General features: G+C 72.2%; 23 protein-coding genes. 9 read left to right on the forward strand and 14 right to left on the reverse strand.

Going from position 1 to position 21,560, the window contains the following annotated elements; all coding sequences use genetic code 11:
* Positions 1-101: 101 nt before the first annotated feature.
* The 3 genes from ACFXMF_RS01600 to ACFXMF_RS01610 all read left to right on the forward strand — a co-directional run bounded on the left by ACFXMF_RS01600 (position 102) and on the right by ACFXMF_RS01610 (position 2,311).
* On the forward strand, positions 102-398 hold the full coding sequence (locus tag ACFXMF_RS01600; RefSeq protein WP_360305337.1) for a DUF6412 domain-containing protein: 297 nt from the start codon (positions 102-104) through the stop codon (positions 396-398).
* Between the two features lie 195 nt (positions 399-593).
* Positions 594-1,277, forward strand: coding sequence for a YidC/Oxa1 family membrane protein insertase (locus ACFXMF_RS01605; protein WP_379987974.1), 684 nt, complete (start codon positions 594-596; stop codon positions 1,275-1,277).
* Positions 1,278-1,330: 53 nt separating this feature from the next.
* Positions 1,331-2,311 (forward strand): exonuclease domain-containing protein, encoded by a 981-nt coding sequence (locus ACFXMF_RS01610; protein WP_379987975.1) that lies wholly within the window; start codon positions 1,331-1,333, stop codon positions 2,309-2,311.
* 70 nt (positions 2,312-2,381) lie between these two features.
* Here ACFXMF_RS01610 and ACFXMF_RS01615 read toward each other — a convergent pair whose 3' ends face one another.
* From ACFXMF_RS01615 to ACFXMF_RS01625, 3 genes are all read right to left on the reverse strand, one after another.
* A complete protein-coding gene (locus ACFXMF_RS01615) occupies positions 2,382-3,101 on the reverse strand; it encodes an ABC transporter ATP-binding protein (RefSeq protein WP_360305343.1) in 720 nt (239 codons plus the stop codon).
* Positions 3,102-3,169: 68 nt separating this feature from the next.
* Entirely contained in the window at positions 3,170-4,246 is a 1,077-nt protein-coding gene (locus tag ACFXMF_RS01620) for an ABC transporter permease (RefSeq protein WP_379987976.1), read from the reverse strand.
* Between the two features lie 232 nt (positions 4,247-4,478).
* Positions 4,479-4,679 carry a hypothetical protein gene (locus tag ACFXMF_RS01625; protein WP_379987977.1) on the reverse strand — a complete coding sequence of 67 codons (201 nt, stop codon included), beginning with the start codon at positions 4,677-4,679 and terminating at the stop codon, positions 4,479-4,481.
* Here ACFXMF_RS01625 and ACFXMF_RS01630 point away from each other — a divergent pair.
* From ACFXMF_RS01630 to ACFXMF_RS01640, 3 genes are all read left to right on the forward strand, one after another.
* Entirely contained in the window at positions 4,594-5,784 is a 1,191-nt protein-coding gene (locus tag ACFXMF_RS01630; RefSeq protein WP_379987992.1) for a sensor histidine kinase, read from the forward strand. The two genes, ACFXMF_RS01625 and ACFXMF_RS01630, sit on opposite strands and share 86 nt — an antisense overlap.
* Entirely contained in the window at positions 5,784-6,410 is a 627-nt protein-coding gene (locus ACFXMF_RS01635; protein WP_379987993.1) for a response regulator, read from the forward strand. The genes ACFXMF_RS01630 and ACFXMF_RS01635 overlap by 1 nt, the downstream gene beginning before the upstream one ends.
* Before the next feature lie 121 nt (positions 6,411-6,531).
* Entirely contained in the window at positions 6,532-7,617 is a 1,086-nt protein-coding gene (locus ACFXMF_RS01640) for an amidohydrolase family protein (protein WP_379987978.1), read from the forward strand.
* Between the two features lie 13 nt (positions 7,618-7,630).
* On the opposite strand, the gene ACFXMF_RS01645 is transcribed toward ACFXMF_RS01640, so the two are convergent.
* The 4 genes from ACFXMF_RS01645 to ACFXMF_RS01660 are packed head-to-tail and all read right to left on the reverse strand — an operon-like array spanning position 7,631 to position 11,503.
* Positions 7,631-8,311 (reverse strand): ABC transporter ATP-binding protein, encoded by a 681-nt coding sequence (locus ACFXMF_RS01645; RefSeq protein WP_379987979.1) that lies wholly within the window; start codon positions 8,309-8,311, stop codon positions 7,631-7,633.
* Positions 8,311-9,084, reverse strand: coding sequence for an ABC transporter ATP-binding protein (locus tag ACFXMF_RS01650; protein WP_379987980.1), 774 nt, complete (start codon positions 9,082-9,084; stop codon positions 8,311-8,313). The genes ACFXMF_RS01645 and ACFXMF_RS01650 overlap by 1 nt, the downstream gene beginning before the upstream one ends.
* The gene (locus ACFXMF_RS01655) at positions 9,081-10,976 is read right to left on the reverse strand and encodes an ABC transporter permease (RefSeq protein ID WP_379987981.1); all 1,896 of its coding nucleotides are present in this window, start codon (positions 10,974-10,976) and stop codon (positions 9,081-9,083) included. Before ACFXMF_RS01655 ends, ACFXMF_RS01650 begins: the two co-directional genes overlap by 4 nt.
* Before the next feature lie 5 nt (positions 10,977-10,981).
* Complete coding sequence (locus tag ACFXMF_RS01660; protein WP_360305359.1) at positions 10,982-11,503, reverse strand: hypothetical protein; 522 nt, start codon at positions 11,501-11,503, stop codon at positions 10,982-10,984.
* A gap of 302 nt (positions 11,504-11,805) precedes the next feature.
* Between ACFXMF_RS01660 and ACFXMF_RS01665 the strand changes: the two genes are divergently transcribed.
* Both ACFXMF_RS01665 and ACFXMF_RS01670 read left to right on the forward strand, forming a co-directional pair.
* Positions 11,806-12,441 (forward strand): hypothetical protein, encoded by a 636-nt coding sequence (locus ACFXMF_RS01665; protein ID WP_360305361.1) that lies wholly within the window; start codon positions 11,806-11,808, stop codon positions 12,439-12,441.
* Between the two features lie 55 nt (positions 12,442-12,496).
* Positions 12,497-13,861, forward strand: coding sequence for an ABC transporter substrate-binding protein (locus tag ACFXMF_RS01670; RefSeq protein WP_360305363.1), 1,365 nt, complete (start codon positions 12,497-12,499; stop codon positions 13,859-13,861).
* Between the two features lie 19 nt (positions 13,862-13,880).
* On the opposite strand, the gene ACFXMF_RS01675 is transcribed toward ACFXMF_RS01670, so the two are convergent.
* Both ACFXMF_RS01675 and ACFXMF_RS01680 read right to left on the reverse strand, forming a co-directional pair.
* Positions 13,881-14,045 (reverse strand): hypothetical protein, encoded by a 165-nt coding sequence (locus tag ACFXMF_RS01675; protein WP_379987982.1) that lies wholly within the window; start codon positions 14,043-14,045, stop codon positions 13,881-13,883.
* A 171-nt stretch (positions 14,046-14,216) separates the two neighbouring features.
* Positions 14,217-15,161, reverse strand: a complete 945-nt coding sequence (locus ACFXMF_RS01680; protein ID WP_360305367.1) for a D-alanyl-D-alanine carboxypeptidase family protein — start codon at positions 15,159-15,161, stop codon at positions 14,217-14,219.
* 213 nt (positions 15,162-15,374) lie between these two features.
* On the opposite strand from ACFXMF_RS01680, the gene moaA reads away from it, so the two are divergent.
* Complete coding sequence (moaA, locus tag ACFXMF_RS01685) at positions 15,375-16,382, forward strand: GTP 3',8-cyclase MoaA (protein WP_360305369.1); 1,008 nt, start codon at positions 15,375-15,377, stop codon at positions 16,380-16,382.
* 209 nt (positions 16,383-16,591) lie between these two features.
* Here the strand turns inward: moaA and ACFXMF_RS01690 are convergent, their stop codons facing one another.
* The 5 genes from ACFXMF_RS01690 to ACFXMF_RS01710 form a co-directional block, all read right to left on the reverse strand.
* Positions 16,592-16,840, reverse strand: coding sequence for a hypothetical protein (locus ACFXMF_RS01690; protein ID WP_379987983.1), 249 nt, complete (start codon positions 16,838-16,840; stop codon positions 16,592-16,594).
* Between the two features lie 342 nt (positions 16,841-17,182).
* On the reverse strand, positions 17,183-17,689 hold the full coding sequence (locus tag ACFXMF_RS01695) for a DUF3099 domain-containing protein (RefSeq protein WP_379987984.1): 507 nt from the start codon (positions 17,687-17,689) through the stop codon (positions 17,183-17,185).
* 132 nt (positions 17,690-17,821) lie between these two features.
* Positions 17,822-18,361 carry an RNA 2'-phosphotransferase gene (locus tag ACFXMF_RS01700; RefSeq protein ID WP_379987985.1) on the reverse strand — a complete coding sequence of 180 codons (540 nt, stop codon included), beginning with the start codon at positions 18,359-18,361 and terminating at the stop codon, positions 17,822-17,824.
* Positions 18,362-18,560: 199 nt separating this feature from the next.
* Positions 18,561-19,970: a metallopeptidase TldD-related protein gene (locus ACFXMF_RS01705; protein WP_379987986.1), complete on the reverse strand. Its 1,410-nt coding sequence runs from the start codon at positions 19,968-19,970 to the stop codon at positions 18,561-18,563.
* Complete coding sequence (locus ACFXMF_RS01710; RefSeq protein ID WP_379987987.1) at positions 19,967-21,502, reverse strand: TldD/PmbA family protein; 1,536 nt, start codon at positions 21,500-21,502, stop codon at positions 19,967-19,969. The genes ACFXMF_RS01705 and ACFXMF_RS01710 overlap by 4 nt, the downstream gene beginning before the upstream one ends.
* Positions 21,503-21,560 lie beyond the last annotated feature (58 nt).

Consider the following 21,560-nt stretch of genomic DNA (forward strand, 5'->3'; position numbering starts at 1 on the left):
ATTTGACCGCCGGCGTGGAGGGCGTGGATCGGTCGACGGGATCGGTCGCCGGATTTCGGTCGCCGCACGGGTTCGGTGTGGGGTGGATTAGGATTCCGCTCATGCACTCGAACTCCGCCACCGCGTCGACGTCGCTGTTCGCGACGTTGCTCGCGCTGGTCGGGTTCGGGATGTTCGTGGACGGGGCCCTGCCCGGGCTGGTCGCCGTCGCGGTGACCGTGGTGCTCGCGCTGGCCGGTTGCACCGCTTCGTGGGCGCCGTTCGCCGAGCGGGCGCGGGTGCGTGGCGCGGTGTTGCGCGAACAGGCCGATCGGCTGGCCTTTCTGCCCTCCCGTGATCCCGACGGGCCGGGCCGAGCGCGGCCGCGAGCACCGGGAACGGGCCCGGCGGCCTGCTGAGCCCGATTTGCGGTCCGACGATTCGGCCCTTCGTTCGGAAGGTTCGATCCTCGGTCCGAGGATTCGGTGCCCGGTCCGACGGTTCGGCCCTCGTTCCGAGGAATCGGCCTTGGTTTCGACGGTTCGGTATCCGTACCGGAACTTGCGCACGCCGCCTGACGCAGCCCTGATTCCCGCGTCACGGAAGGCCCTTCCATGTTCGGCATCCCTGTTCTCGGCGTCGCGCACGACGTCCTGCTCACCCTCGCGGACGCGCTCGCGCCGCTGCTCGGCACCGGTTCGGTGGCCGGTGCCGTGGTCGTGTTCACCGCATGCGTGCGGCTCGCCCTCGTTCCGCTGGGCTACGCGCAGGCCCGGGCCGAGGTGGCCCGTGCCCGGCTCGCCCCCGAGGTCCGTCGGCTGCGTGCCAAGCACGCCAAGGACCCGCAGCGGCTCGGGAGCGAACTGGTGGCGTTGCACCGGCAGTCCGGCACCTCGATGTTCGCCGGCATCCTGCCGGCGCTGGCCGGCCTGCCGTTCCTGTTCCTGACCTACCGTCTGTTCAGCGGCGACCACGACCTGTTGGAGCACACGTTGGCCGGCGCGCCGCTCGGCCTGCACCCGATGACCGGGCTCGGCGGAGCGCACACCCCGGTGCTCGTCGGCCTGTTGGCCCTGATCGCGGGGGTGGCGTACCTGCAGCACCGCGCTGCGTCGGCCGTCCCGGACGCGCCCGCATTCGTGCGCTGGATGCCGTTCGGCACGGTGCTCACCGCGGCCGTCGTGCCGCTCGCGGCCGGCCTGTATCTGCTCACCAGCACCGCGTGGACCACCGCCGAACGCCCGTTGTTGCGCCGGTTGGCCACCCGGCGCGCGGATCGCGTCGTACCCGGGCACTAGCGTTTCGCGCAGTGACGAGGTGAATCTGATCCGCGATCGGAAATGAGCACTCCATGGCTACGAACAAGTTCGGCGCGACCTGTGCCACCTGCACGACCTACGTCAAGGCCGGCGACGGCCTGTTGGTGCGCAACGACGGTAAATGGGTGACGTATTGCGCGGCCTGCGGCGAGCCCAAGCCCGCCGCGCCGCCCCGCGGCAATCACGACGGCTGGCATCGCGGGCCGATGGCCGCGTTCGACGTGGAGACGTCCGGTGTGGACCCGCACACGGACTTCATCGTCACCGCCGCGCTGGTCGACGCGGCCGGCACCCGCCGGTCCTGGCTGCTCGACCCGGGCGAGCGGGAGATTCCGGCCGAGGCGACCGCGATCCACGGGATCGCCACCGAGCAGGCCCGGGCGGAGGGGCGTGCGCCCGCCCTGTGTCTGGCGGAGATCGGTACGGCGATGGCCGAGTACCTCGCGGCGGGTACCCCGGTCGCGATCTACAACGCGCCGTTCGACCTGACCATCCTGCAGACGGAGTTGCACCGCCACAATCTGCCGCAACTCCCGTACACCGCACCGATCATCGACCCACTGGTGATCGACAAGCAACTGGACCGCTACCGCAAGGGCAAGCGCACGCTGGCCGCCACCAGCGCGTTCTACGAGGTGGTGCTCACCGACGCGCACACCGCGGACGGGGACGCGCTCGCGTGTTTGTTGCTCGCGCAGGATCTGGGCGCGCGCTTCCCGGAGTTGGCCGCCGATTCGCTGTCCGCGCTGCACGAGAAGCAGAGCCGCTGGTACGCGGAGCAGGCGGCTTCGCTCCAGCAGTACTTCGATCGCCGGAATCCGGAGGGCGGCGCGGTGGTCGACCCGAACTGGCCGGTGATTCCCGGCGGTCCGGACGGACCGGGCTCGCCGAGCCTGCCGGGGACGTCGACGGGGTCGAGTGCGTGGCGGCCGGATACGGAGCGGGCCGGGCAGCGGGTGGGGGAACAGGGGCGATCCGGGTCGAGTGTGTGGCGGCCGGAGGCGGGGGTCTAGGCGGGCGGAGCGGTTTCGGTTGCCGGGTGGTGGGCCGAGGTGCCTGCGTGGGTGGGCCGAGGTGTCCGGGTCAGTGGGTCATGGCGTCCGGGTGGGTGGCGAGGGCGTTCAGTCGGCCGTCGATCAGCTCCGACGCGTGGTCCACGTACGGCAGATGACTGTGGTCGTGGGTGACCAGGACGGTGGCCGTGCCGTCCGCCCGGGTCAGCTCGGCGAGCAACGCCACGATCGCGGCGCCGCGTTCGTGGTCGAGGGCGCTGGTGGGTTCGTCGACCAGGAGCACGCTCGGCTCGTTCATCAGGGCCCGGGCGATGTTCACGCGTTGCCGTTGGCCGCCGGACAGCCGGTGCGGACGGTGTTCGGCGTGCTTCGCGAGGTCCACCCGGTCGAGCAGGTCCAGGGCTCGGTCGCGGGCTCGACGGGCGCTGCGTCCGGCCAGGTGCGCCATCACCTGGAGTTGCTCGACGCAGGTCAACGACGCGAGCAGGTTGGGCTGTTGGAAGACGATCCCGATCGTGGTCCGGCGCAACCGGGCGCGTTCGGCGGCGGACAGCGTCGCGGCGTCGGCACCGGCGATCAGCACTCGGCCCTCGTCCGGCCGGGTCAGTGTCGCGGCGACGGCGAGCAGACTGGACTTGCCGGACCCGGACGGCCCGACCACGGCGGTCAGCGTGCCCGGTGGCACGCGCAGCGATACCCGGTCCAGGGCGGTCAGCCGGGATTCGCCGTCGGGGTAGGTGAGGGTGACGTCGGCGAGTTCCAGACCGGGGGAGGGGTGGGTCGGGTGCATCGGATGCCTCTCGGGGTGCCTCTCGGAGCGTTTCGCGGAGTGCTTCACGGGTTCGCCGGTGCCGGTGTTCATCGGGTGTTGTTCAGCGCGGTGTGCGGGTCGATGGCGGTGACCCGGCGGATGGCGAGGGCGGCACCGACCATGCCGAGCAGGATCAGTACGGCCGCCGGGAACAGCGTGGTGGACGCGTCCACGACGAACGGCACGCCCGCCGGCGCGACCGCGCCGAACAGCGCGGCGGCGCCGGTACCCAGGGCGGTTCCCACCAGCAGCACCACGAACGCCTGGCCGAGCGCGTCCCGGAGCAGATAGCCGGTGGGTGCGCCGAGCGCCTTGAGTACCGCGACGTCGCCGGCCCGCTGGATCGTCCACACCGTGAAGAACGCGCCGACCACGAGCGCCGAGATCGCGAACAGGAAGCCGCGCATCAGTTGCAGCGACCCGTTCTCGGCGGTGAACGACCCGATCGCGCTCCTGGCGTCGTCGATCGAGGTGGTCTTGGTACCGATCGCCCGGTCGGCCGCCGAGGTGTGCGCGCCGGCCAGATCGAGCGCGATCACCGTCGCGTGCGGCCCGCCGCGTTGCGGGCCCGGGCGCAGCGGCTGCCAGTCGGCCAGGGTGGTCCAGGCCACCGGCGCGTGGCTGTACGAGGACCCGGACACCACGGCGGCGACGGTCAGCGACGTGTCGGCGCCGACGGTGAGCCGGGCGCCGACCCCGACGTCGAGGGCGTCGGCCAGCGGCCGGGACAGGACGACGGTGCCCGGTGCCAACGCCTTCGGCGCGAGCGGCCCGTCGGGCTCGACGCCGAACGCGGCGGCGGCAGTGGTGCGCTCGCCGACGCCGAGCCGGGTCATCGCGATGCCCAGCGGCGCCGCCGAGCGCACCCCGGGCTGCTCGGCCCAGCGCCGCCACTGGCTTTCGTCCACGGCCGAGTCCGCGAACGAGATGCCCTCCCCGGACGCGGGCGCGGCGAACGCGAGCCGATCGGCCGGCAGCGCGTCTACGGCCGACGTGTTGGCCCGGCCGAGCCCGACGGTCAACCCGGACACCAGGCCGACCAGCGCGGTGATCAGCACGACGGTGACGATCATCAGGGCGAATCGCCCTCGGGCGAAGACGAGGTCTCGCAGCGCTACGAACACGGGGGGTCGGGGTCTCCTTGTGTGACGGATGATTCGGGGGGGCGGGTCGTCCGGCAGTCCGGCAGTCCGGCAGTGCGGTGTGCGGGACGACTCGACGCTTGTGCTTGTTCCGGTTCTTGTCCTGGTTCTTGTTTCTGTTCTCGACTCTTGTCCACGACGGCCGCCGCGTCATCGATCGGGCTGTTCGTCCCCGGGTCAACCTTTCGATCGATGCCACCTACATCCACCCCGTCTACCCTTGACCCGATATGTACCTCACCATCGCCCCGACCCAGGTCCCCCGCACACTCCGTGCCTGCATGCACGGGCTCGTGGTGCTGCTGCTCGCCCTCGCGGCGCTGCGCGCGCTGGTCGGCACCGACGTGTCGAGCGCGCGGGCCGCTTTGATCGTGGTCGGTGTGGTGGTCACGGCCGGGGTGTACGCGGCCGGCAATCTGCTGCCTTCGGTGGGGCCCTCGCGGCGTGCGTCGATGGTGTGGTTGGGGTGTCTGACGCTGGCGTGGGGTGGGTTCTACGCGCTGACGGCGGAGGGGATCTGGTTTGCCTTCCCGCTGTTCTTCCTGGTTCCGCATTTGTTGCCGGTGCGGCTCGCGGTGCCGGCGGTGGCCGGGCTGACGGTGCTGGCGATCGTGGGGTACGGGATGCATCGCGGCGAGTTCGCGGTGGGCATGGTGCTCGGTCCGGTGCTGGGTGCGGCGGTGGCGGTGGCGACCGTGCTGGGCTATCAGGCGCTCCAGCGGGAGAGCGAGGAGCGCCGCCGGTTGGTGGAGGACGTGGTTGCGGCACGTGCCTCGCTGGCTGCGGCCGAGCGGCATGCCGGGGTGCTTGCGGAGCGTGAGCGGTTGGCCCGGGAGATCCACGACACGCTCGCGCAGGGCTTCAGCAGCATCCAGTTGTTGCTGCGCGCGGCGGAGCGGGCGCTGCCGGCGGATCCGCTCGCGGCGGATCGGCACGTGCGGCTGGCCCGGATCACCGCGACGGACAATCTGGCCGAGGCGCGCCGGTTCGTGCGGGCGTTGGCGCCGCCGGAGTTGGACGGGTCCTCGTTGCCGGCGGCGTTGGAGCGACTGTGTGCTCGGACGGCGGCCGAGGCCGAGTTGGACGTGCGCTTCCACAACACGGGCGACGCGGTGGGACTGCCGACCGCCGTCGAGGTGGCGTTGCTGCGGATTGCCCAGTCGGCGCTGGGGAACACCGTGCGGCACGCGGGGGCGTCCCGGGTGGAGGTGACGCTGAGTCACATGGACGCGTCGGTGACGTTGGACGTGGTGGATGACGGGCGGGGGTTCGATCCGGCGGGGCGGCTCGGCGGGCCCGGGCGCGGTGGTGAGGGTGGGTCGGGTGGTACCGGGTTCGGGTTGGCGGCCATGCGGACTCGGGCGGCGGAGTTGGGTGGAGTGCTGACCGTGGAGTCCGGAGTGGGGCAGGGGGCGGCGATCGCGGTGACATTTTCGGTGCCGGTGGTGGCCGCGGTGCCGGTGGTGCCCGTGGTGCCGGTGGCGGCGGGTTCGGGTTCGGAGGGTGGGACGGCGCGGTGATTCGGTTGTTGTTGGCCGATGACCATCCGATCGTGCGGGCCGGGCTGCGGGCGGTGTTGGCGGCGGAGCCGGACTTCGTGGTGGTGGGCGAGGCGGACAGTGCCGAGCGGGCGATCGAGTTGGCTCGTTCGCTGGCGCCGGACGTGGTGCTGATGGATCTGCGGTTTCGGGAAGGCGGGATGCACGGGAACGCGGCCACGGCGGCGATCACGGCGTTGCCGGATGCGCCGCATGTGCTGGTGCTGACGACGTATGACACCGATGCGGACATCTTGGCGGCGGTGGAGTCGGGGGCGTTGGGCTATCTGTTGAAGGACGCCCCGCCTGAGGAACTGGCCGCCGCGGTGCGTACCGCGGCGGCGGGCGAATCGGCGCTCGCACCGCGGATCGCGGGCCGCCTGCTGAGCCGACTGCGCGATCCGCTGCCGAGCCTGACGAGCCGCGAGGTCGAGGTGCTGAGTCTGGTCGCGGACGGGTTGTCGAACCTGGCGATCAGCCGGGCGTTGTTTTTGAGCCAGGCCACGGTGAAGTCGCATCTGGTGCACATCTACGCGAAGTTGGGCGTTGATTCGCGCACGGCGGCGGTTGCGACGGCGGTGCAGCGGGGGGTGCTGAGTCGGGGATGAGGCGGGTGGGCCCGGGTCGCGGGCGGAGTGGGAACCGCAGCGTCCGGGCCCGGGGGCGACGGGTGGGTGTGCCGCCCGGAGGCGTGCGGGTTCGTGGCGGGGGCGGGCGTAGGGTCTCGGCATGACCGTGTTGCACGTGAAGGGCCGGGTGCTGGTTGGTCCGGACGAGGTTCGGGACGAGATGTGGGTCGTGGGTGGGCGGGTCACCTTCGATCGGCCCGGGTCGGTCGAGGTCGATGCGACGTTGGAGGGCTGGGTGCTTCCCGGTCTGGTCGACGCGCATTGCCACGTCGGGATCGACGAGCATGGGGCCGTCGACGCCGCGACGTCCGAGCGTCAGGCGCGGACCGACCGGGACGCGGGTGCGCTGTTGTTGCGGGACGCGGGTTCGGCGGCCGACACGCGCTGGATCGACGGCCGGGAGGACCTCCCTCGGCTGATCCGCGCGGGGCGCCATCTGGCCCGACCCCGGCGCTACATCCGCAACTACGCGCACGAGATCGAGCCCGGCGACCTGACCGCGTTCGTGATCCAGGAGGCCCGGCGCGGCGACGGCTGGGTCAAGTTGGTCGGCGACTGGATCGACCGGGACACCGGCGACCTGTCCCCGCTGTGGCCCCTGGACGCGCTCAAGGAGGCGATCGCCGCGGCGCACGCCGAGGGCGCCCGGGTCACCGCCCACTGCTTCGCCGAGAACTCGCTGCCGGACCTGATCGAGGCGGGCATCGACTGCATCGAGCACGCCACCGGCCTGACCGAGGACCTGATCCCGCTGTTCGCCGAGCGCGGCGTGGCGATCGTGCCGACGCTGGTCAACATCGCCACCTTCCCCGGCATCGCCGACCAGGCGAGCGGCAAGTTCCCGACCTACGCCGCCCACATGCGCGCGCTGCACGCGAACCGCTACGCCACGGTCCGGGCGGCCTACGACGCCGGCATCCCGATCTTCGTCGGCACCGACGCGGGCGGCTCGCTGCCGCACGGCCTGGTCGCCGACGAGGTGGCCGAACTGGTCGCGGCCGGCATCCCCGCCCTCGACGCCCTCTCCGCCGCCTGCTGGTCCGCCCGCACCTGGCTCGGCCGCGAGGCCCTCACCGAGGGCGCCTCCGCCGACCTGGTCGTCTACGCGGCGGACCCGCGCACCGACGTCGGCGTCCTGGCCGCCCCCCACGCGGTCGTCCTCCGCGGCAGGGTGATGCCCCGCTGACCCTGTTGGGGGGCTATGTGCGCTGGGACGTCGTGGGGTGGGATCGGTATTCGGTGGGGTCGCCGCGGAAGGTTACGGTGCCTCGGCTGAGGGTGTAGACGACCTCGGCGCGGGTCAGGGCTTCGCCGGTGTGTTGTTCGACCAGGATTACCGTGCGGTCGGCGGCGGCGAGGGTGGTGACGACCCGGTAGAGGTGGGCGGCGACCCGGGGGGCCAGGCCCTGGCTGAGTTCGTCCAGGAGGAGGAGCCGGGTCGGGGTGAGCAGGGCGCGGGCGACCGCGAGCATCTGTTGTTCGCCGCCGGAGAGGGTGCCGGCCCGCTGGGTCAGCCGGTCGGCCAGGACCGGGAACGCGGTCAGCGCGGGGCCGATGTCGCCGCCGTCGGCGAACAGCTTCAGGTTGTCGGCCACCGACAGACCGGCGAATACGCCGCCGCGTTCGGGGATCAGCGTCAGGCCCGCGCGGGCCCGGCGGTCGGCGGGCCATTCCGTGATGTCCACCCCGTTCCAGAGCACCCGGCCGGTGCTCGGGCGGATCAGGCCGGCCAGCGTGTTCAAGAGCGTGCTGCGGCCCGAGCCGTTGCGGCCGACCAGGGCGGTCACCGCGCCCGCCGGGAACTCCAGGTCGACGCCGTGCAGCGCCTCGATCGGGCCGTAACGCACCCGAAGTCCGGTGACCGACAGGGCGATCGGCATCAGAGGTACACCTCCCGGGCGCGCGCGTCGGCGCGGATCTCGGCCGGCGTGCCGGACGCCACGATCCGGCCCGCGGCCATCACGTGCACCGTGTCGGCGACGCCGAAGACCAGGTCCATGTCGTGTTCGACCAGCAGGACGGCCAGACCGTCGGCGGCCAGCGCGCGCAGTTCGTGGCGCAGCCGGTCGGCCTGCGCGTCGTCCAGTCCGCTGGCCGGCTCGTCCAGGAGCAGTACCGAGGGGGACGCCGCGAGGGCGCGGGCCAGTTCGACCATGCGCAGGATCCCGGCCGGGAGCTCGCCCGCCGGCGTGTGTGCGTGCTCGGTCAACGCGAGCCGGCGCAGCGCCGCCTCGACCGCGACCCTGGTCCGCCCCCGGGCCGGGTCGGGCAGGCCCAGCAGTCGGGCCGGCGCCGAGGCCCCGGACCGGTTCTCCGCCGCCACCCGCAGGTTGTCCACCACCGTCAGGCTGGGGAACACCGACACCACCTGGAACGTACGGGCCAACCCGAGCCGGGCCCGCCGATGCGCCGGCAGCCGGGTGACGTCCCGTCCGCCCAGGTGGACCCGCCCGGCGTCGACCCGACCACCCGCGAGGCAGTCGAACAGGGTGCTCTTGCCGGCCCCGTTCGGCCCGATCACCGCCGTCACCAGGCCCGCCGGCACGACCAGATCCACCCCGTCCACGGCCCGCAAGCCGCCGAATCGCCGGACGATCCCGGCGGCCCGCAGCGCATCCTCGCCGGGAGCCGCCCGCGACCCGGGCCCGCTCACGGCCGCACCCGCGCACGCAGCGTGCGACCGAGCGGCGTGAGGCGGACCGGAATCGGCTCCATCGGTGCGGCCGGGCGACCCGCGACCAGGCGCAACACCGTGGCCGGGACGCCCCCGGGCATCCGGGACAGGAGCACGGCCAGGGCGCCGACCACGATCGTGGACATGCCGGCCGTGGTCGCCGCGTCCAGAGCCACCACCAGGCCGGCGGCCAACACCGCCCCTGCCGCGCTGTCCACGCCGAACACGACCACCGCCGCGAACCAGACCAGGCCCAGGACCGGATCGAAGGCCGCCGCGTCGAAGGCCCGGCCGCCCATCCCCAGCAGCGCGCCGCCCAGCGCGGCCACCCCCGCGCCGACCGCGAAGACGAACACCTTGGCGGACGCGACGTCCACCCCGGCCGCCGCCGCGCCCCCCTCGTGGTCACGGACCGCGACCAGCATCCGGCCGAGTCGGCTCACATGCAGCCGCCGGATCACCAGCAGGACCAAGCCGAGGCAGGCCAACTCCAGGGCGTAGAAAGCCCGTTCACCCTCGAAGGGCCAGGGGTGATCGAGCACCGCGTCGGTGCCGAAGCGGGGTTGGGCGAAGACGAACCGGCTGACCACCGCGGCCACCGCGAACGTGGTCAGCGCCAGCGTCAACCCGCGCCGGCGAATCGCCGGCCACCCGGTCAACAGGCCGACCGGCACCACCAGCAGCGCGGCCAGGAACAGCGCGAGCAGGCCCGGGACCTGCCGACCCATGAGCTGCCCGGCGAACAGCGCGCCCAGCCCCGCGAACCCGGCCTGGCCGAGCGAGATCTGCCCCGCGTACCCGGTGAGCATCACCAGCGACACGAACACGATCGCCAGCGCCGGTACCTGCTGGGCGATCCGCAGATGCTCCGCGCCCAGGGCCAGGGGGGCCGCGGCGACCGCGACGAACGGCACCCACCAACCCGCCGGCGCACTCTCGCCGCGCCCGGTCCCCAGCCGGGTCGCCGCGCGTGTGCCGTCCGGGCCGCCCACCTCGACCATCCGCGGCAACACCAGCAGCGCGACCAGCATCACCACCACGAACAAGTTCGCCTGGAGCGCCTGGATCAGCCCCCACGAGTCGAGTTCGAGCCGGGACAGTTCGCTCTGCCCCACCCCGATCGCCAACGCCGCCAGGATCGCCACCGGCAGACTGGCCAGCCGGGCGACCACCGCGACGCCGATCGTCTCCAGCACGAGCAGGGTCAGTCCGTACGGATCCAGCCGCAGGTGTGGTGCCAGCAGCACCCCGGTCAACCCGGCCAGCATCGACCCGAAGGCCCAACCCGCCGCGGCCACCCGGTCGGCCGGCACCCCCGCCAGCTCGGCCAGCGCCCGCCGGTCCACCACCGCGCGCAGTCGCACGCCGAACCGGGTGTACCGGGTCACCCCGGCCACCAGCACGGCGACCGCGATCACCACGCCCAACTCGACCAGCGTGCCGGTCGGCACCGACGTGTCGCCGGGCAGCCCGACCGATCCGGTCGGCACGATCGACGGCGGATCCAGCCGCGCCTGGGTGCCCCAGGTCAGCGTCGCGATGCCGACCAGGAGCACGAACACGCCCAGCGAGGCGACCAGCATCCGGGCCGGGCCCGCCCCTTCGCGGTGCAGCCCGCGAAAGACGAAGCGCTCCAGGACCAGGCCGAGCGCGGGCGCCACCACGCCCACGTCGAGCAGTACGGCCGCCCACAGCGGCCAGCCCCACACCCGCACCTGCTGCCAGACCAGGTAGGCGACGATCATCGCCAGCGCGCCGAAGGACAGGTTGAAGACGCCGGTCGCCCGGTACGAGGTGATCATCCCGACCGCCGCGAGCGCCGCGATCGCGCCCACGCCCAGTCCGGCCAGGGCCAGTTCCAGAGTGAGCACGAGGCTCAGCCGCCGGTCGCCGGCGCGATCGGCCCGCCGGGACCGGAGTCGTCGACCCCGCCGGACGGTGCCGAGACCGGTCCCGGGTCGCACAACCGGCACGGCCGCAGGTCCTTGAGCCGGATGGTCGCCTCGTCCACGGGGAACACGCCGTTCTTGCCCAGCACGAGCGAGCACTCGGGCCGGTGGTAGCGCGCTCCGCCCGGCACCGTGACCCACGCCGCCGCGGCCGGCTCCGGCTGTCCCGCCTCGGCGGCCGGCACCGGCTCGACCAGCAGTTCGTACAACCGGCCCACCATCTCGCGCAGTTCCGCGTCCACCGCACCGGACTCGCCCGACGCACCGCGCCGGGTGCCCACCACGAGCACCGCACCCGCGACGATCAGCGCCGCGCCCGGAATGGTGGCCGAGGCCAGATACGGCAACTGGCGGGCCTCGTACCGCTCACCCGACACGCCGTACCAACCCAGCGCGCACAGCAGCGCGCCGCACAACCCGACCAGCCAGCCGCCATGCGTGCGCAACAACCGCCGCAAACCCTCCAGGGTCGCCGCCGCGCCGGTCGTACGCTGTCGTTCGATAGGGGAGTTCGCCCTTCCCGTGGAACCTGCCGAGTCCGTCGAACCTGCCATAGGGTCCACCCGTCGAGTCCGCCCGATCGCGTATCCGTGCCTCAGCGTAGTTCTCCGGGATCTGGTCATACGGCTCGGAACACGATTGGATACCGAGTCGCACGTGGCAACATGACTTGCCGGTAACCCAGGTACTACCTGGCTACATCAACAGCAACAGGACGCCGGGCGACCGGCGGAACGGGTGGTGAATGCACGTGAGCGTGGACATGATCAACGAGCGGGCGACAACGGGTTCCGGCGTCGGTCGTCGCAAGGGGACGCGTCGGGCATGGCTGGCCCTGCCGGTGGCGGCGGTGCTGGTGATGTCCGGTTGCAGCAGCGACGACGACAAGAAGGACGACAAGGCGAAGGGATCACCGTCGGCGTCCGCGCCGGCCGCCCCCGCGGCGACGACGCCCGCGCCCGCCGCGAGCACGCCGGCCGCGCCCGGCGGCGCCTCCAGCGCACCGCCGGCCGCCGGCGGCACCACGCTGACCGGCGAGGAGAAGAAGGTCGCCGACAACTGGGACAAGCTGTTCGACAACGCCACGCCGCTCGCGGACCGCAAGGCGGTCCTGGAGAACGCGGACAAGGTGGGTTCGCTCGTCGACACCCTCGCCAACGACCCGCTGGCCAAGCAGGTCACCTCCAAGACCACCGCGGTCAAGATCAGCGGTGACAAGGCCGCCGTGTCGTTCGACATCCTGCTCGCCGGCAACCCGGCGCTGCCCGGCCAGAACGGCCAGGCCGTCAAGCAGGACGGCACCTGGAAGGTCAGCCTGACCACCGTCTGCACCCTGGTCACCGCGCTCAAGCCGGGCACCGTGGTCGAGGGTTGCCCCAAGGCCTGACCCGCACCCCCGAACGGGCCTACAGCCGCCACCACCGGGCCACCGAGGAGCACGCATGCGACGTCGTTTCCACCGACGGGGCGTGCCGTGCGCCTCGGTGGCCCTGCTGCTGTGCGTACTGGCCGGGTGCGGTTCACGGTTGCCGGAACGCGACTTCCACGACCGCGAACCGGCCCCGGTGGGCACCGGCGCGTCGGCGCCGAACGCCAACACCGCGTCCGACGTGGGCGTGAGCCCCACCCGGATCACCGTCGGGATGATCGACACCGTCCAGGGCATCCTGGGCAACGAGACCTTCTCCGGGCCGATGTACGGCGCCCAGGCGTGGTTCAAGGCGCTCGACGACCGCGGCGGCGTGAACGGGCGCAGGATCCGGGTGTCCGCGTGCGACGACACCGGATACGGCGTGGCCAACCAGCGCTGCGCCCGCAAACTCGTCGAGGACGACAAGGTGTTCGCCTTCGCGGGCAACAGCATCTACAGCTACAACGCCGCCGGATACGTCAGCGACAAGGGCGTCCCCGACGTCGGCGGTCAACCGATCGGCACCGCGTACGAGACCTATCCGCACCTGTACTCGATCTACGGATCGCGGGCCCCGCGCCAGGGCAAGGTGGGCTGGAACGGCGACCTGTACGCGAGCACCGAGGTCTACCGCCACTTCAAGGAGAAGCTCGGCGCGCGCACCGCCGCCGTGGTGTCGTACAACCAGGCCGACTCCGCGCGCTACGCGCAGACCATCGCCGCCGGGCTGCGCGCCGAGGGCTACACCGTGCTCGACAAACAGGTCGACTTCGCCCTGCCGAACTTCGCCGCCGCCGTGGTGGACATGCGCGACAAGGGCGTCGACATCGTCTTCGACGCGGTGGACACGCGCGGCAACGTCGAACTGTGCAAGGCGATGGACGGCGCCGGACTGCGGGTGACCGCGAAGGTGACCAACGTGCAGAACTGGAACGCGCGCGTCGGCGAGGACTTCAAGGCGTCCCCGACCTGCCGCGACAGCATCTACGCGACGAGCAACAGCCGCGGCTACACCGACACCGCACAGCCCGCGGTGGCCGAGTTCCGGGCCGCGATGAAGAAGTACTACCCCGACCGCGAGGACAAGCTCTCCCAGTGGGAACTGGAGGGCTGGGCCTCGGCGATGTGGCTCACCGACGCGATCGCCTCGTGCGGCGCGAACGTCACCCGGGCGTGCGTCGAAGGCTTCGTCAACCGCCCCGAGGGTTACGACGCACACGGTCTGCTGATTCCGGTCGACTTCAAGGCCGAACCGGCCGACCGGGTCGCCGCGCCCACCCGGACCTGCTTCGACGTGGCCCGCTGGCAGGACGCGGCGCCCGGCGGTTGGGTCGGCCAGGTGCCGGACATGACCACGAACTGCTACGACGTTCCCTCGCTGCCGTACCGGCCGTGAGCGCTCGCCCGGGAGCGCGTCAGCGCCAGTCGGCCCGGTACCAGGGCAGTGGCACCGCGAGCAGCGGCGGCGACGCGGGCGGGAGGGCGACGGGGATGCGCGGCGCCGCCTCGGCCACCGGATAGGGCAATTGCACCATGCCGAACGGGCGGCGGTGATGGGGGTCGGGGCTGGGAGCGATCAAGGCCAAACCTCGCACGGGAGAACCTCTCCGTCACGACGGCCCCGAGATCCCACGCCCCGACGCCGCGCCCGCCGAGACTCGTCGGCGGACACGGCGTACAACGATCGGAGCGGAAGCGAGTATCGCGAGGTCACTCCCATGGCCCCGCGCCCGCGGGTGCGGCGGGCCCGGTCACTCCGTGGCGCTGGGGAGGCGCTTGGGGCAACCGGAGGTGTAGGTGGAGTTGTACTCGAAGTGCCATTCCTCGTTGTCGTACATCCGGCACCAGCCGTACTTGCTGCCCTTGGCCTGCAGCCACGCCTGGGCGTTGGCCGGGTAGATGTCGATCGCGACGCCCTGGACGTGCATCGACTTCTCCGGCGGCAGCACCCAGCGCAGCGCCTCCTCGCGGGAGCCGACCTCGGCGATCTTCTCGTCGAGCAGCCGCTGCTGGTGCGCCCAGCCGCGTTTGCCGGAGTTCAGGTTGAGGGTGATGCCCTCCGCGGCCATCGCGGTGTCGATCCGCTTCCAGGCGGCGTAGGCGGCCGGCTTGAGCGCCTTGGGGTCCTTGGGCGAGTCCACGTCGTTGGCCGGCGGCTTCGCGGTCGCGGACGAACTCGCCGACTTGGTCGAGGACGGCTTGGTCGAGGATGTCGCCTTGGTGGTGGGTGCGGTCGTGGGCGCCGCGGTCGTGTTCGGCGCGGTCGTGGGCGCCGGCGGCACCTGCGCGCCGACCGAACCCGCCTTGTCCTTCTTGTCGTCGTCACCCCCGAGGAACAGCACCGCCCCGACGCCGAGCCCGCCGAGCACCAGCGCGCCCGCGAGAGCCCACACGACCAGCCCTCGGCGGCTGCGCCGCGGCGGCTCCGGGTCGTCTCCGTCGCCTTGACGGGCGGATCGGGCCGGCTCGGCCGCGGCCGGCGCGGCGGAGGCGGCCGGCTGCTCGCGCTGGTACCAGTCGGCCGGTACCGGCGTGGTCGCCGCGTCGAACCTGCCGGATGGGGCCGGTGTGCCGGCTGCGCCCGAGGTGCCGGCCGTACCCATGGTGTGCTGTTGCCACGAGGTGTCCAGGAAGTGCGCTCCGTCGGGTGTGCCCCCTTCGTCGGGCTGTGGACCGCTGCCCGCTGCGTGTCTCACCGGTGAAGCCTCCTCGTAGTGAGCCTGGATCCTCTCGTGGATCACGTCCGGTATTCGACTCGCGGTTGTCGATGCCCGTGTGGGATACGCCACTGCAACCGATCGCCCGCCCCGCTCGTAATCTGGAGGGCCTGCCGACTCGGGTGACCCGCGTAGCCTGGGAACTTGCCGGAACGTACGAGATGTGCCGAAACCAGGAGAAGGGGTTCGAAGGTGAGCACACAGCACCACACCGGAGGACTCGTCGACGGATTCGGCCGCGTGGCGACCGACCTGCGGGTCTCGCTGACCGACCGGTGCAACCTGCGGTGCACCTACTGCATGCCCGAGGAGGGGCTGGACTGGCTGGCCAAGCCCGAGTTGCTGACCGGCGCGGAGATCTCCCGCCTGGTCCGGATCGCGGTGACCCTGCTGGGCGTGCGCGAGGTCCGGTTCACCGGGGGCGAGCCGCTGCTGCGCCGCGAGCTGGTGGAGATCGTCCGGGCCGCCGCGGCCCTGGAGCCGCGGCCCACGCTCTCGGTCACCACGAACGGGATCGGGCTGGCCCGGCTGGCGGGGACGCTGAAGGAGGTCGGCCTGGACCGGGTCAACGTCTCGCTGGACACCCTGGACCCGGTCCGGTTCAAGGCGATGACCCGGCGGGACCGACACGCGGACGTGCTCGCGGGGCTCGCCGCGGCGGTGGACGCGGGCCTGGGGCCGGTCAAGGTCAACACCGTGCTGATGCGCGGGGTCAACGACGACGAGGCCGCCGCGCTGCTCGCGTGGTGCCTCGAACGCGGCTACGAGCTGCGCTTCATCGAGCAGATGCCGCTGGACGCCCAGCACGGCTGGAAGCGCGCCGAGATGATCACCGCCGGCGAGATCCTGGCCGCGCTGCGCGGTGCGTTCCGGCTCGACCCGGAGGACGCGCGGGGCAGCAACCCGGCCGAGCGCTGGGTCGTGGACGGCGGTCCGGGCACGGTGGGCGTGATCGGGTCGGTGACCCGCCCGTTCTGCGGCGCGTGCGACCGGACCCGGTTGACCGCCGACGGACAGATCCGCAATTGCCTGTTCGCTCGCGAGGAGTCCGACCTGCGGGCCGCGCTGCGCGGCGGCGCGGACGACGCGGAGATCGCCGACCGCTGGCGGGCCGCGATGTGGACGAAGAAGGCCGGTGCGGGCATCGACGCCCCGGAGTTCCTCCAGCCGGACCGGCCGATGTCGGCGATCGGCGGCTGAGCCGGCCGCAGCGACGCGGGCGGGCGTGGCTCGGCCCGGGGGCGGGACGGCGTGCGCTCGACGCGATGGTGACCGCCGTTCCCGACGCGCCCGTTGCCCGCCGCGCCCGGGCATCGCCGGGCCGTGCCGCCCCGATCGACCCCACCGCGCCGATCAACCCGCCGCGTCCGCAGGCGAGTTCGTTGCGCCCGGATCGCTGCCCGGATCGCTCAGGAGCCCGCGCCGGCCGGCGGCCGCGGTTCGTGCCAATCGGCGAACGCGACGGTGTCCTTGAGGAATCCGCGAATCGCCAGGAACTGGGACAGGTGCTCGCGGTGCTCGTTGCACGCCAGCCACGTCTTGCGCCGTTCGGGGGTGTGCAACTTGGGGTTGTTCCACGCCAGGACCCACACGGCGTCGGCGCGACAGGCCTTCGCCGAACAGATCGCACGGTCGGGATCGGCGGGGGTGAGGAACATGTCCACCAGTGTCGCAGACCGGGTCGTCCGCCCGGCCGCGGTGCGTCGCACGCCGTGTCGAACGCGCACCCGACAGACACCCGAAAGACATTCGACAGAGATCTGACCCCGTGTCAGGCGCCAACCGGAGCGCTGCGCTCAGTAAGCAACAGGCTGGTGCGGAAACCCGGTACGGACCGACTTGCCTGACAGTCAAAAGACCCGGACACGGGCGATGCCGGGCAGCCACGGGGGGAGCCGCCCGGCATCGCGTCGGTCGCTCCGACGGGGGATACGGAGCACGTTTCGAAGTATGGCACGTCCTGCATGCGGTTGAAGCACCAACCCGCGTAGCGCTTGGCGCTAATTTTTGACGGGCTGCGAAGGGGCGCCCGTCGGGTCGCCCACCCGGCCCCGATCGGCGCTTCCGGGGTCACCGTGTGTATCCGAATTCGTGTGCGAGGAAAGGTCGGTGGGCTCCGGGCCGGCAGCCGAGGGGGCTCCGGCGGGCATCGTCCAGGAGTCTTCCGAATGGGTGTGCAGGGTCTCCCGCTCGGCGCTGGTGAGCACCGCGCCAGGCGGCGGCTCCAGCGCCTTGGGCGCGAGCGGCGGCACCACCTGGGACTGCACCGGCGCGTTCGACGTGGGCTCGCGACCGGCGTTGGCCAGTACCACCGCGATGTAGGGCAGGAAGAGCGCGCCCGCGATCAAGATCCACCGCCACGGCGACGGAGTGAACACCGCGGCGACGAAACACACCGTACGCACGGACATCGAGACGACGTACCGGCGTTGGCGCCCGGCCACGTCCTCGGTCAGCCCCTTGCGCGCACCACTGATCTGGTACACCGAGCCCTTGGCGTTCTTCACGATCCCACCGTCTCCGACCACGTCCGCACACCCGTCCCGGCCCTTCACGGTACGCCCGCTGGTGGGCCGGACCGAGACCGGGGGCGGGACCTTTGCCGCAAACTGACCCGAGTGGGGGATCGCGGCACCGGGTCAGCCGAGCCGCTCCAGAAACTCCGGCGGCACCGCCGGGACCAGCCACACGCCGTTGTCCGAACGACGGAACACGTGCCCGGCCGCGACCATGCGCTCCGCGCGCACCACGAACAACACCGGTCGCCCGCGTCGCGCGCCCACCCGGCGGGCGGTCTCGGTGTCGGCGGACAGGTGTACGTCGTGCCGGTCCATCGGCCGCAGGCCCTCGACCAGGATCGCCGGCACGCTCTTGGGATTGGTGCCGTGATAGAGCACGGCGGGCGGCACGGCCTCCACCAGACCCAGGTCTACCGCGACGGTGTGCCCCTGACTGGCCCGAATCCGGGTGCCGTCGGCGGAGAAGGCGAACCGTCGCTTGTCGTTCTCCTCGACCACCTGCTCCAGCTCGGCCCGGGTCAGCGCCATCCCCCGGGCGTTGCACGCCGCGAGCAGCACGTCCACGTCGACCCAGCCGGCCTCGTCCAGGGTGATCCCGAGCCGCTCCGGCTGATGCCGCAGGTGTCGGGACAGATACTTCGAAATCTTGACGATGTTCATGATGACCCCCAACGAAAGCACGGAGACCCGTCCGGGGACAGCGCTTTTCCCCGCAGGGGACGGCGACCCGGGCCGGGACACCCGCTCCGGGGCACCGGCTCCGGGAGGCCCGCTGCGGGGACACGAACGCCGACGGACCGAACCCGGCCCGTCGGCGTTCGAGGACGGCGGGCCGCAGGGCCGCCCGCCGTCCGTCGGGTCACTGCGCCTGGCTCGGCGAGGACATGTTGAAATCGCGGACCCGCAACGGCGGCATCGCCGCGCGGGTGAACCAGTCGCCCCACTCGCGCGGGTAGGTGCGCTCGGTGCGACCCACCTCGACGGCCCGCCCGAGCACGTCCACCGGCGACTCGTTGAAGCGGTAGTTGTTCACCGCCCCGACCACCTCGCCGCCCTCGACCAGGTACACCCCGTCCCGGGTGAGCCCGGTCAGCAACAACGTCTGCGGATCCACCTCGCGGATGTACCACAGGCAGGTCAGCAGCAGCCCGCGCTCGGTCGAGGCGACCATGTCCGCCAGGCTCGGACCGTCGGCCGGCCCGTCCAGGATCAGGTTGTCGATCTCCGGTGCGACCGGCAGCCCGGTCAGCTCGGCGGTGTGCCGGTTGGTCATCAGCGACGTGAGCACACCGTCGGTGACCCAGTTCGTCCGGGTCAGCGCGAGTCCGTTGTCGAACACCGACGACGCGTCGCCGGAGGCGTGCGCGATGGTGAACGGCGCGCTCTCCAACCCGGCGTAGCCCGGGTCGCTGTACAGCGTCAGCGGCAGCTCGCTGAGCCGGTCGCCGATCCGGGTGCCGCCACCGGGCCTGCTGAAGACCGTACGGCCCTCGTGCGCGTCCCGGGCGCTGCCCTGCCAGTACATGTAGACCATCAGGTCCGCGACCGCCGTGGGCGGCAGCAGCGTCTCGTAGCGGCCCGCCGGCAGGTCGATCGTGCGGCTCGCCCAGGACAACCGCTGCGCCAACTCCGCGTCGATCGTGCCCAGGTCCACATCCCGGAAGTCGCGCGTGGGCACCCCGCCCCACGCCGACCGGGTCAGGTCGGCCGACTTCGCGTTCAGCTCGACGTGCCCGGTGGGCTGGTCGTGCCGCAGCCGCAGTCCGGCCGAGGTGCCCACATAGGTCGAGGTGAGCTGATGCGAGGCGAATCCGTACAGCAGCCGGTCGCTCTCCCGGGCCCGCCCGAACGCCGCGCCCAGCTCGGGCGCGAAGTCGGCGAACACGCCGATCGAGGTCTGCGCCGGCGCCTCGGCGAAGCCGCCGTCCGGGCCGCCGCCCGCGCCGAGCAGCTCGCGCGCGTCCTCGGCCGGACCGGCGTCCCGGGCCGCCGCCTCCGCGGCCCGGACCAGGCCCTCCAGCCGATCCACCGTCACGCCGCTGCGCGAGACGATCCCGGACGCGGTGCCCTCGGTGCCCGCGACGGTGGCCACCACGGTGACCCGCCGACCGCGGGTCTCGCCGTTGGTGGTCAGCGCGTTGTTCGCCCAGCGCAGGTTGGCCGCCGAGGTCTCCTCGGCGATCACCACGCAGCCGTCCGCCGTGGACAGCGCCAGCGCGCGCTCGACGGTCTCGTTCGGCCGCGTCACCACGGTCTGCCCGCTGCTCATCGACCCGCCTCCTGAACCGTGTTGAGGACCTTCACACCGCGGAACAGCGCCGACGGGCAACCGTGGCTGACCGCCGCGACCTGACCGGGCTGGGCCTTGCCGCAGTTGAAGGCGCCGCCCAGGACGTAGGTGCCCGGGCCGCCGACGGCCTCCATCGAGCCCCAGAAGTCGGTCGTGGTCGCCTGGTAGGCGAAGTCCTTGACCTGCCCGACGATCCGGCCGTCCTCGATCAGATAGGCGCGCTGGCCGGTGAACTGGAAGTTGTACCGCTGCATGTCGATCGACCACGACTTGTCGCCGACGATGTACAGACCCCGGTGCACCCGGCCGATCAGCTCGGCGGTGGACAGGTCGTCCGAGCCCGGCCGGAGCGAGACGTTGGCCATCCGCTGCACCGGGACATGGCCGGGGGAGTCGGCGAAGGCGCACCCGTTGGATCGGCCCAGGCCCTGCATCAGCGCCATCCGCCGGTCGAGCTGATAGCCGGTCAGGATGCCGTCGGTGACCAGGTCCCAGCTCTGCGTCGCGACACCCTCGTCGTCGAAGCCGATCGTGGCCAGGCCGTGCTGCACGGTGCGGTCGCCGGTGACGTGCATGACCGGCGAGCCGTATTGCAGCTTGTTCAGCTTGTCGAAGGTGGCGAACGAGGTGCCCGCGTAGGCGGCCTCGTAGCCGAGCGCGCGATCCAGCTCGGTGGCGTGCCCGATCGACTCGTGGATGGTCAGCCACAGGTTGCTCGGGTCGATCACCAGGTCGTACTCGCCCGCCTCGACACTGGGCGCCCGCACCCGCTCGGCGAGCAGGCCCGGCAGCGACGCGAGCTCCTCCTCCCAGTCCCAGCCCTCGCCCTTGACGTACTCCCAGCCCCGGCCGACCGGCGGCGCGATGGTGCGCATCGTCTCGTACGCGCCGGATTCGCGGTCCACCGCGATCGCGGTGAGCTGGGGGTGGATCCGCACCCGCTGCTGCGTGGTGGTGGTGCCGGCCGAGTCGGCGTAGAACTTGTTCTCCTGGACGACCATGCACGTGGCGTCCACATGGTCCACGCCGTCGGCGGCGAGCAGTTCCCGACTCCAGCGCGCGAACAGCGCGATCCGCTCCGCCTCGGGCACCTCGAACGGGTTGACCTTGTACGTCGAGATCCACGTCCTGTCGGCGTGCACCGGCTCCTTCGCCAGCGCGACCGTCTCGCCCGCGCCGGCCGCCTCGCTCACCGAGCGGGACACCCGCGCGACCGCCACGGCCTGCTCCGCGACGTACGCGGCGGCCTCCGGGGTCAGGTCGACGCCCGCCGCGAAGCCCCAGGCCCCGTCGTGCACGACGCGGACCGCGAAGCCCACGTCGGTGGTGTCCACGGACGAGTCGGTGCGCCCGTCGCGCAACCGGAAGGACGCGTCTCGCACCCGCTCGAAGCGGAAGTCCGCGTGTTCGGCGCCCAGTTCCCCGGCTCGGGACAGGGCCGCGGCGGCCAGCTCCCGAAGGGGGTAGGCGAGGAACGTCGGATCGATCTCGTTGGGCACCCATTCCTCCATACGTTCGGCCTGTCGGCTCGCGTCGTTCAGTCAACCAGACACGATGTCGCCGGCATTC

This window comes from Embleya sp. NPDC059213, from assembly GCF_042754445.1.
In the GTDB taxonomy this organism is placed as follows: domain Bacteria; phylum Actinomycetota; class Actinomycetes; order Streptomycetales; family Streptomycetaceae; genus Embleya.

Bases quoted from the DNA above. Each gene is read 5' to 3' on its own strand.
- ACFXMF_RS01600 (WP_360305337.1), top strand. From the start codon at position 102: ATGCACTCGAACTCCGCCACCGCGTCGACGTCGCTGTTCGCGACGTTG.
- ACFXMF_RS01605 (WP_379987974.1), top strand. From the start codon at position 594: ATGTTCGGCATCCCTGTTCTCGGCGTCGCGCACGACGTCCTGCTCACC.
- ACFXMF_RS01610 (WP_379987975.1), top strand. From the start codon at position 1,331: ATGGCTACGAACAAGTTCGGCGCGACCTGTGCCACCTGCACGACCTAC.
- ACFXMF_RS01615 (WP_360305343.1), bottom strand. From the start codon at position 3,101: ATGCACCCGACCCACCCCTCCCCCGGTCTGGAACTCGCCGACGTCACC.
- ACFXMF_RS01640 (WP_379987978.1), top strand. From the start codon at position 6,532: ATGACCGTGTTGCACGTGAAGGGCCGGGTGCTGGTTGGTCCGGACGAG.
- ACFXMF_RS01645 (WP_379987979.1), bottom strand. From the start codon at position 8,311: ATGCCGATCGCCCTGTCGGTCACCGGACTTCGGGTGCGTTACGGCCCG.
- ACFXMF_RS01670 (WP_360305363.1), top strand. From the start codon at position 12,497: ATGCGACGTCGTTTCCACCGACGGGGCGTGCCGTGCGCCTCGGTGGCC.
- ACFXMF_RS01690 (WP_379987983.1), bottom strand. From the start codon at position 16,840: ATGTTCCTCACCCCCGCCGATCCCGACCGTGCGATCTGTTCGGCGAAG.
- ACFXMF_RS01700 (WP_379987985.1), bottom strand. From the start codon at position 18,361: ATGAACATCGTCAAGATTTCGAAGTATCTGTCCCGACACCTGCGGCAT.
- ACFXMF_RS01705 (WP_379987986.1), bottom strand. From the start codon at position 19,970: ATGAGCAGCGGGCAGACCGTGGTGACGCGGCCGAACGAGACCGTCGAG.
- ACFXMF_RS01710 (WP_379987987.1), bottom strand. From the start codon at position 21,502: ATGGAGGAATGGGTGCCCAACGAGATCGATCCGACGTTCCTCGCCTAC.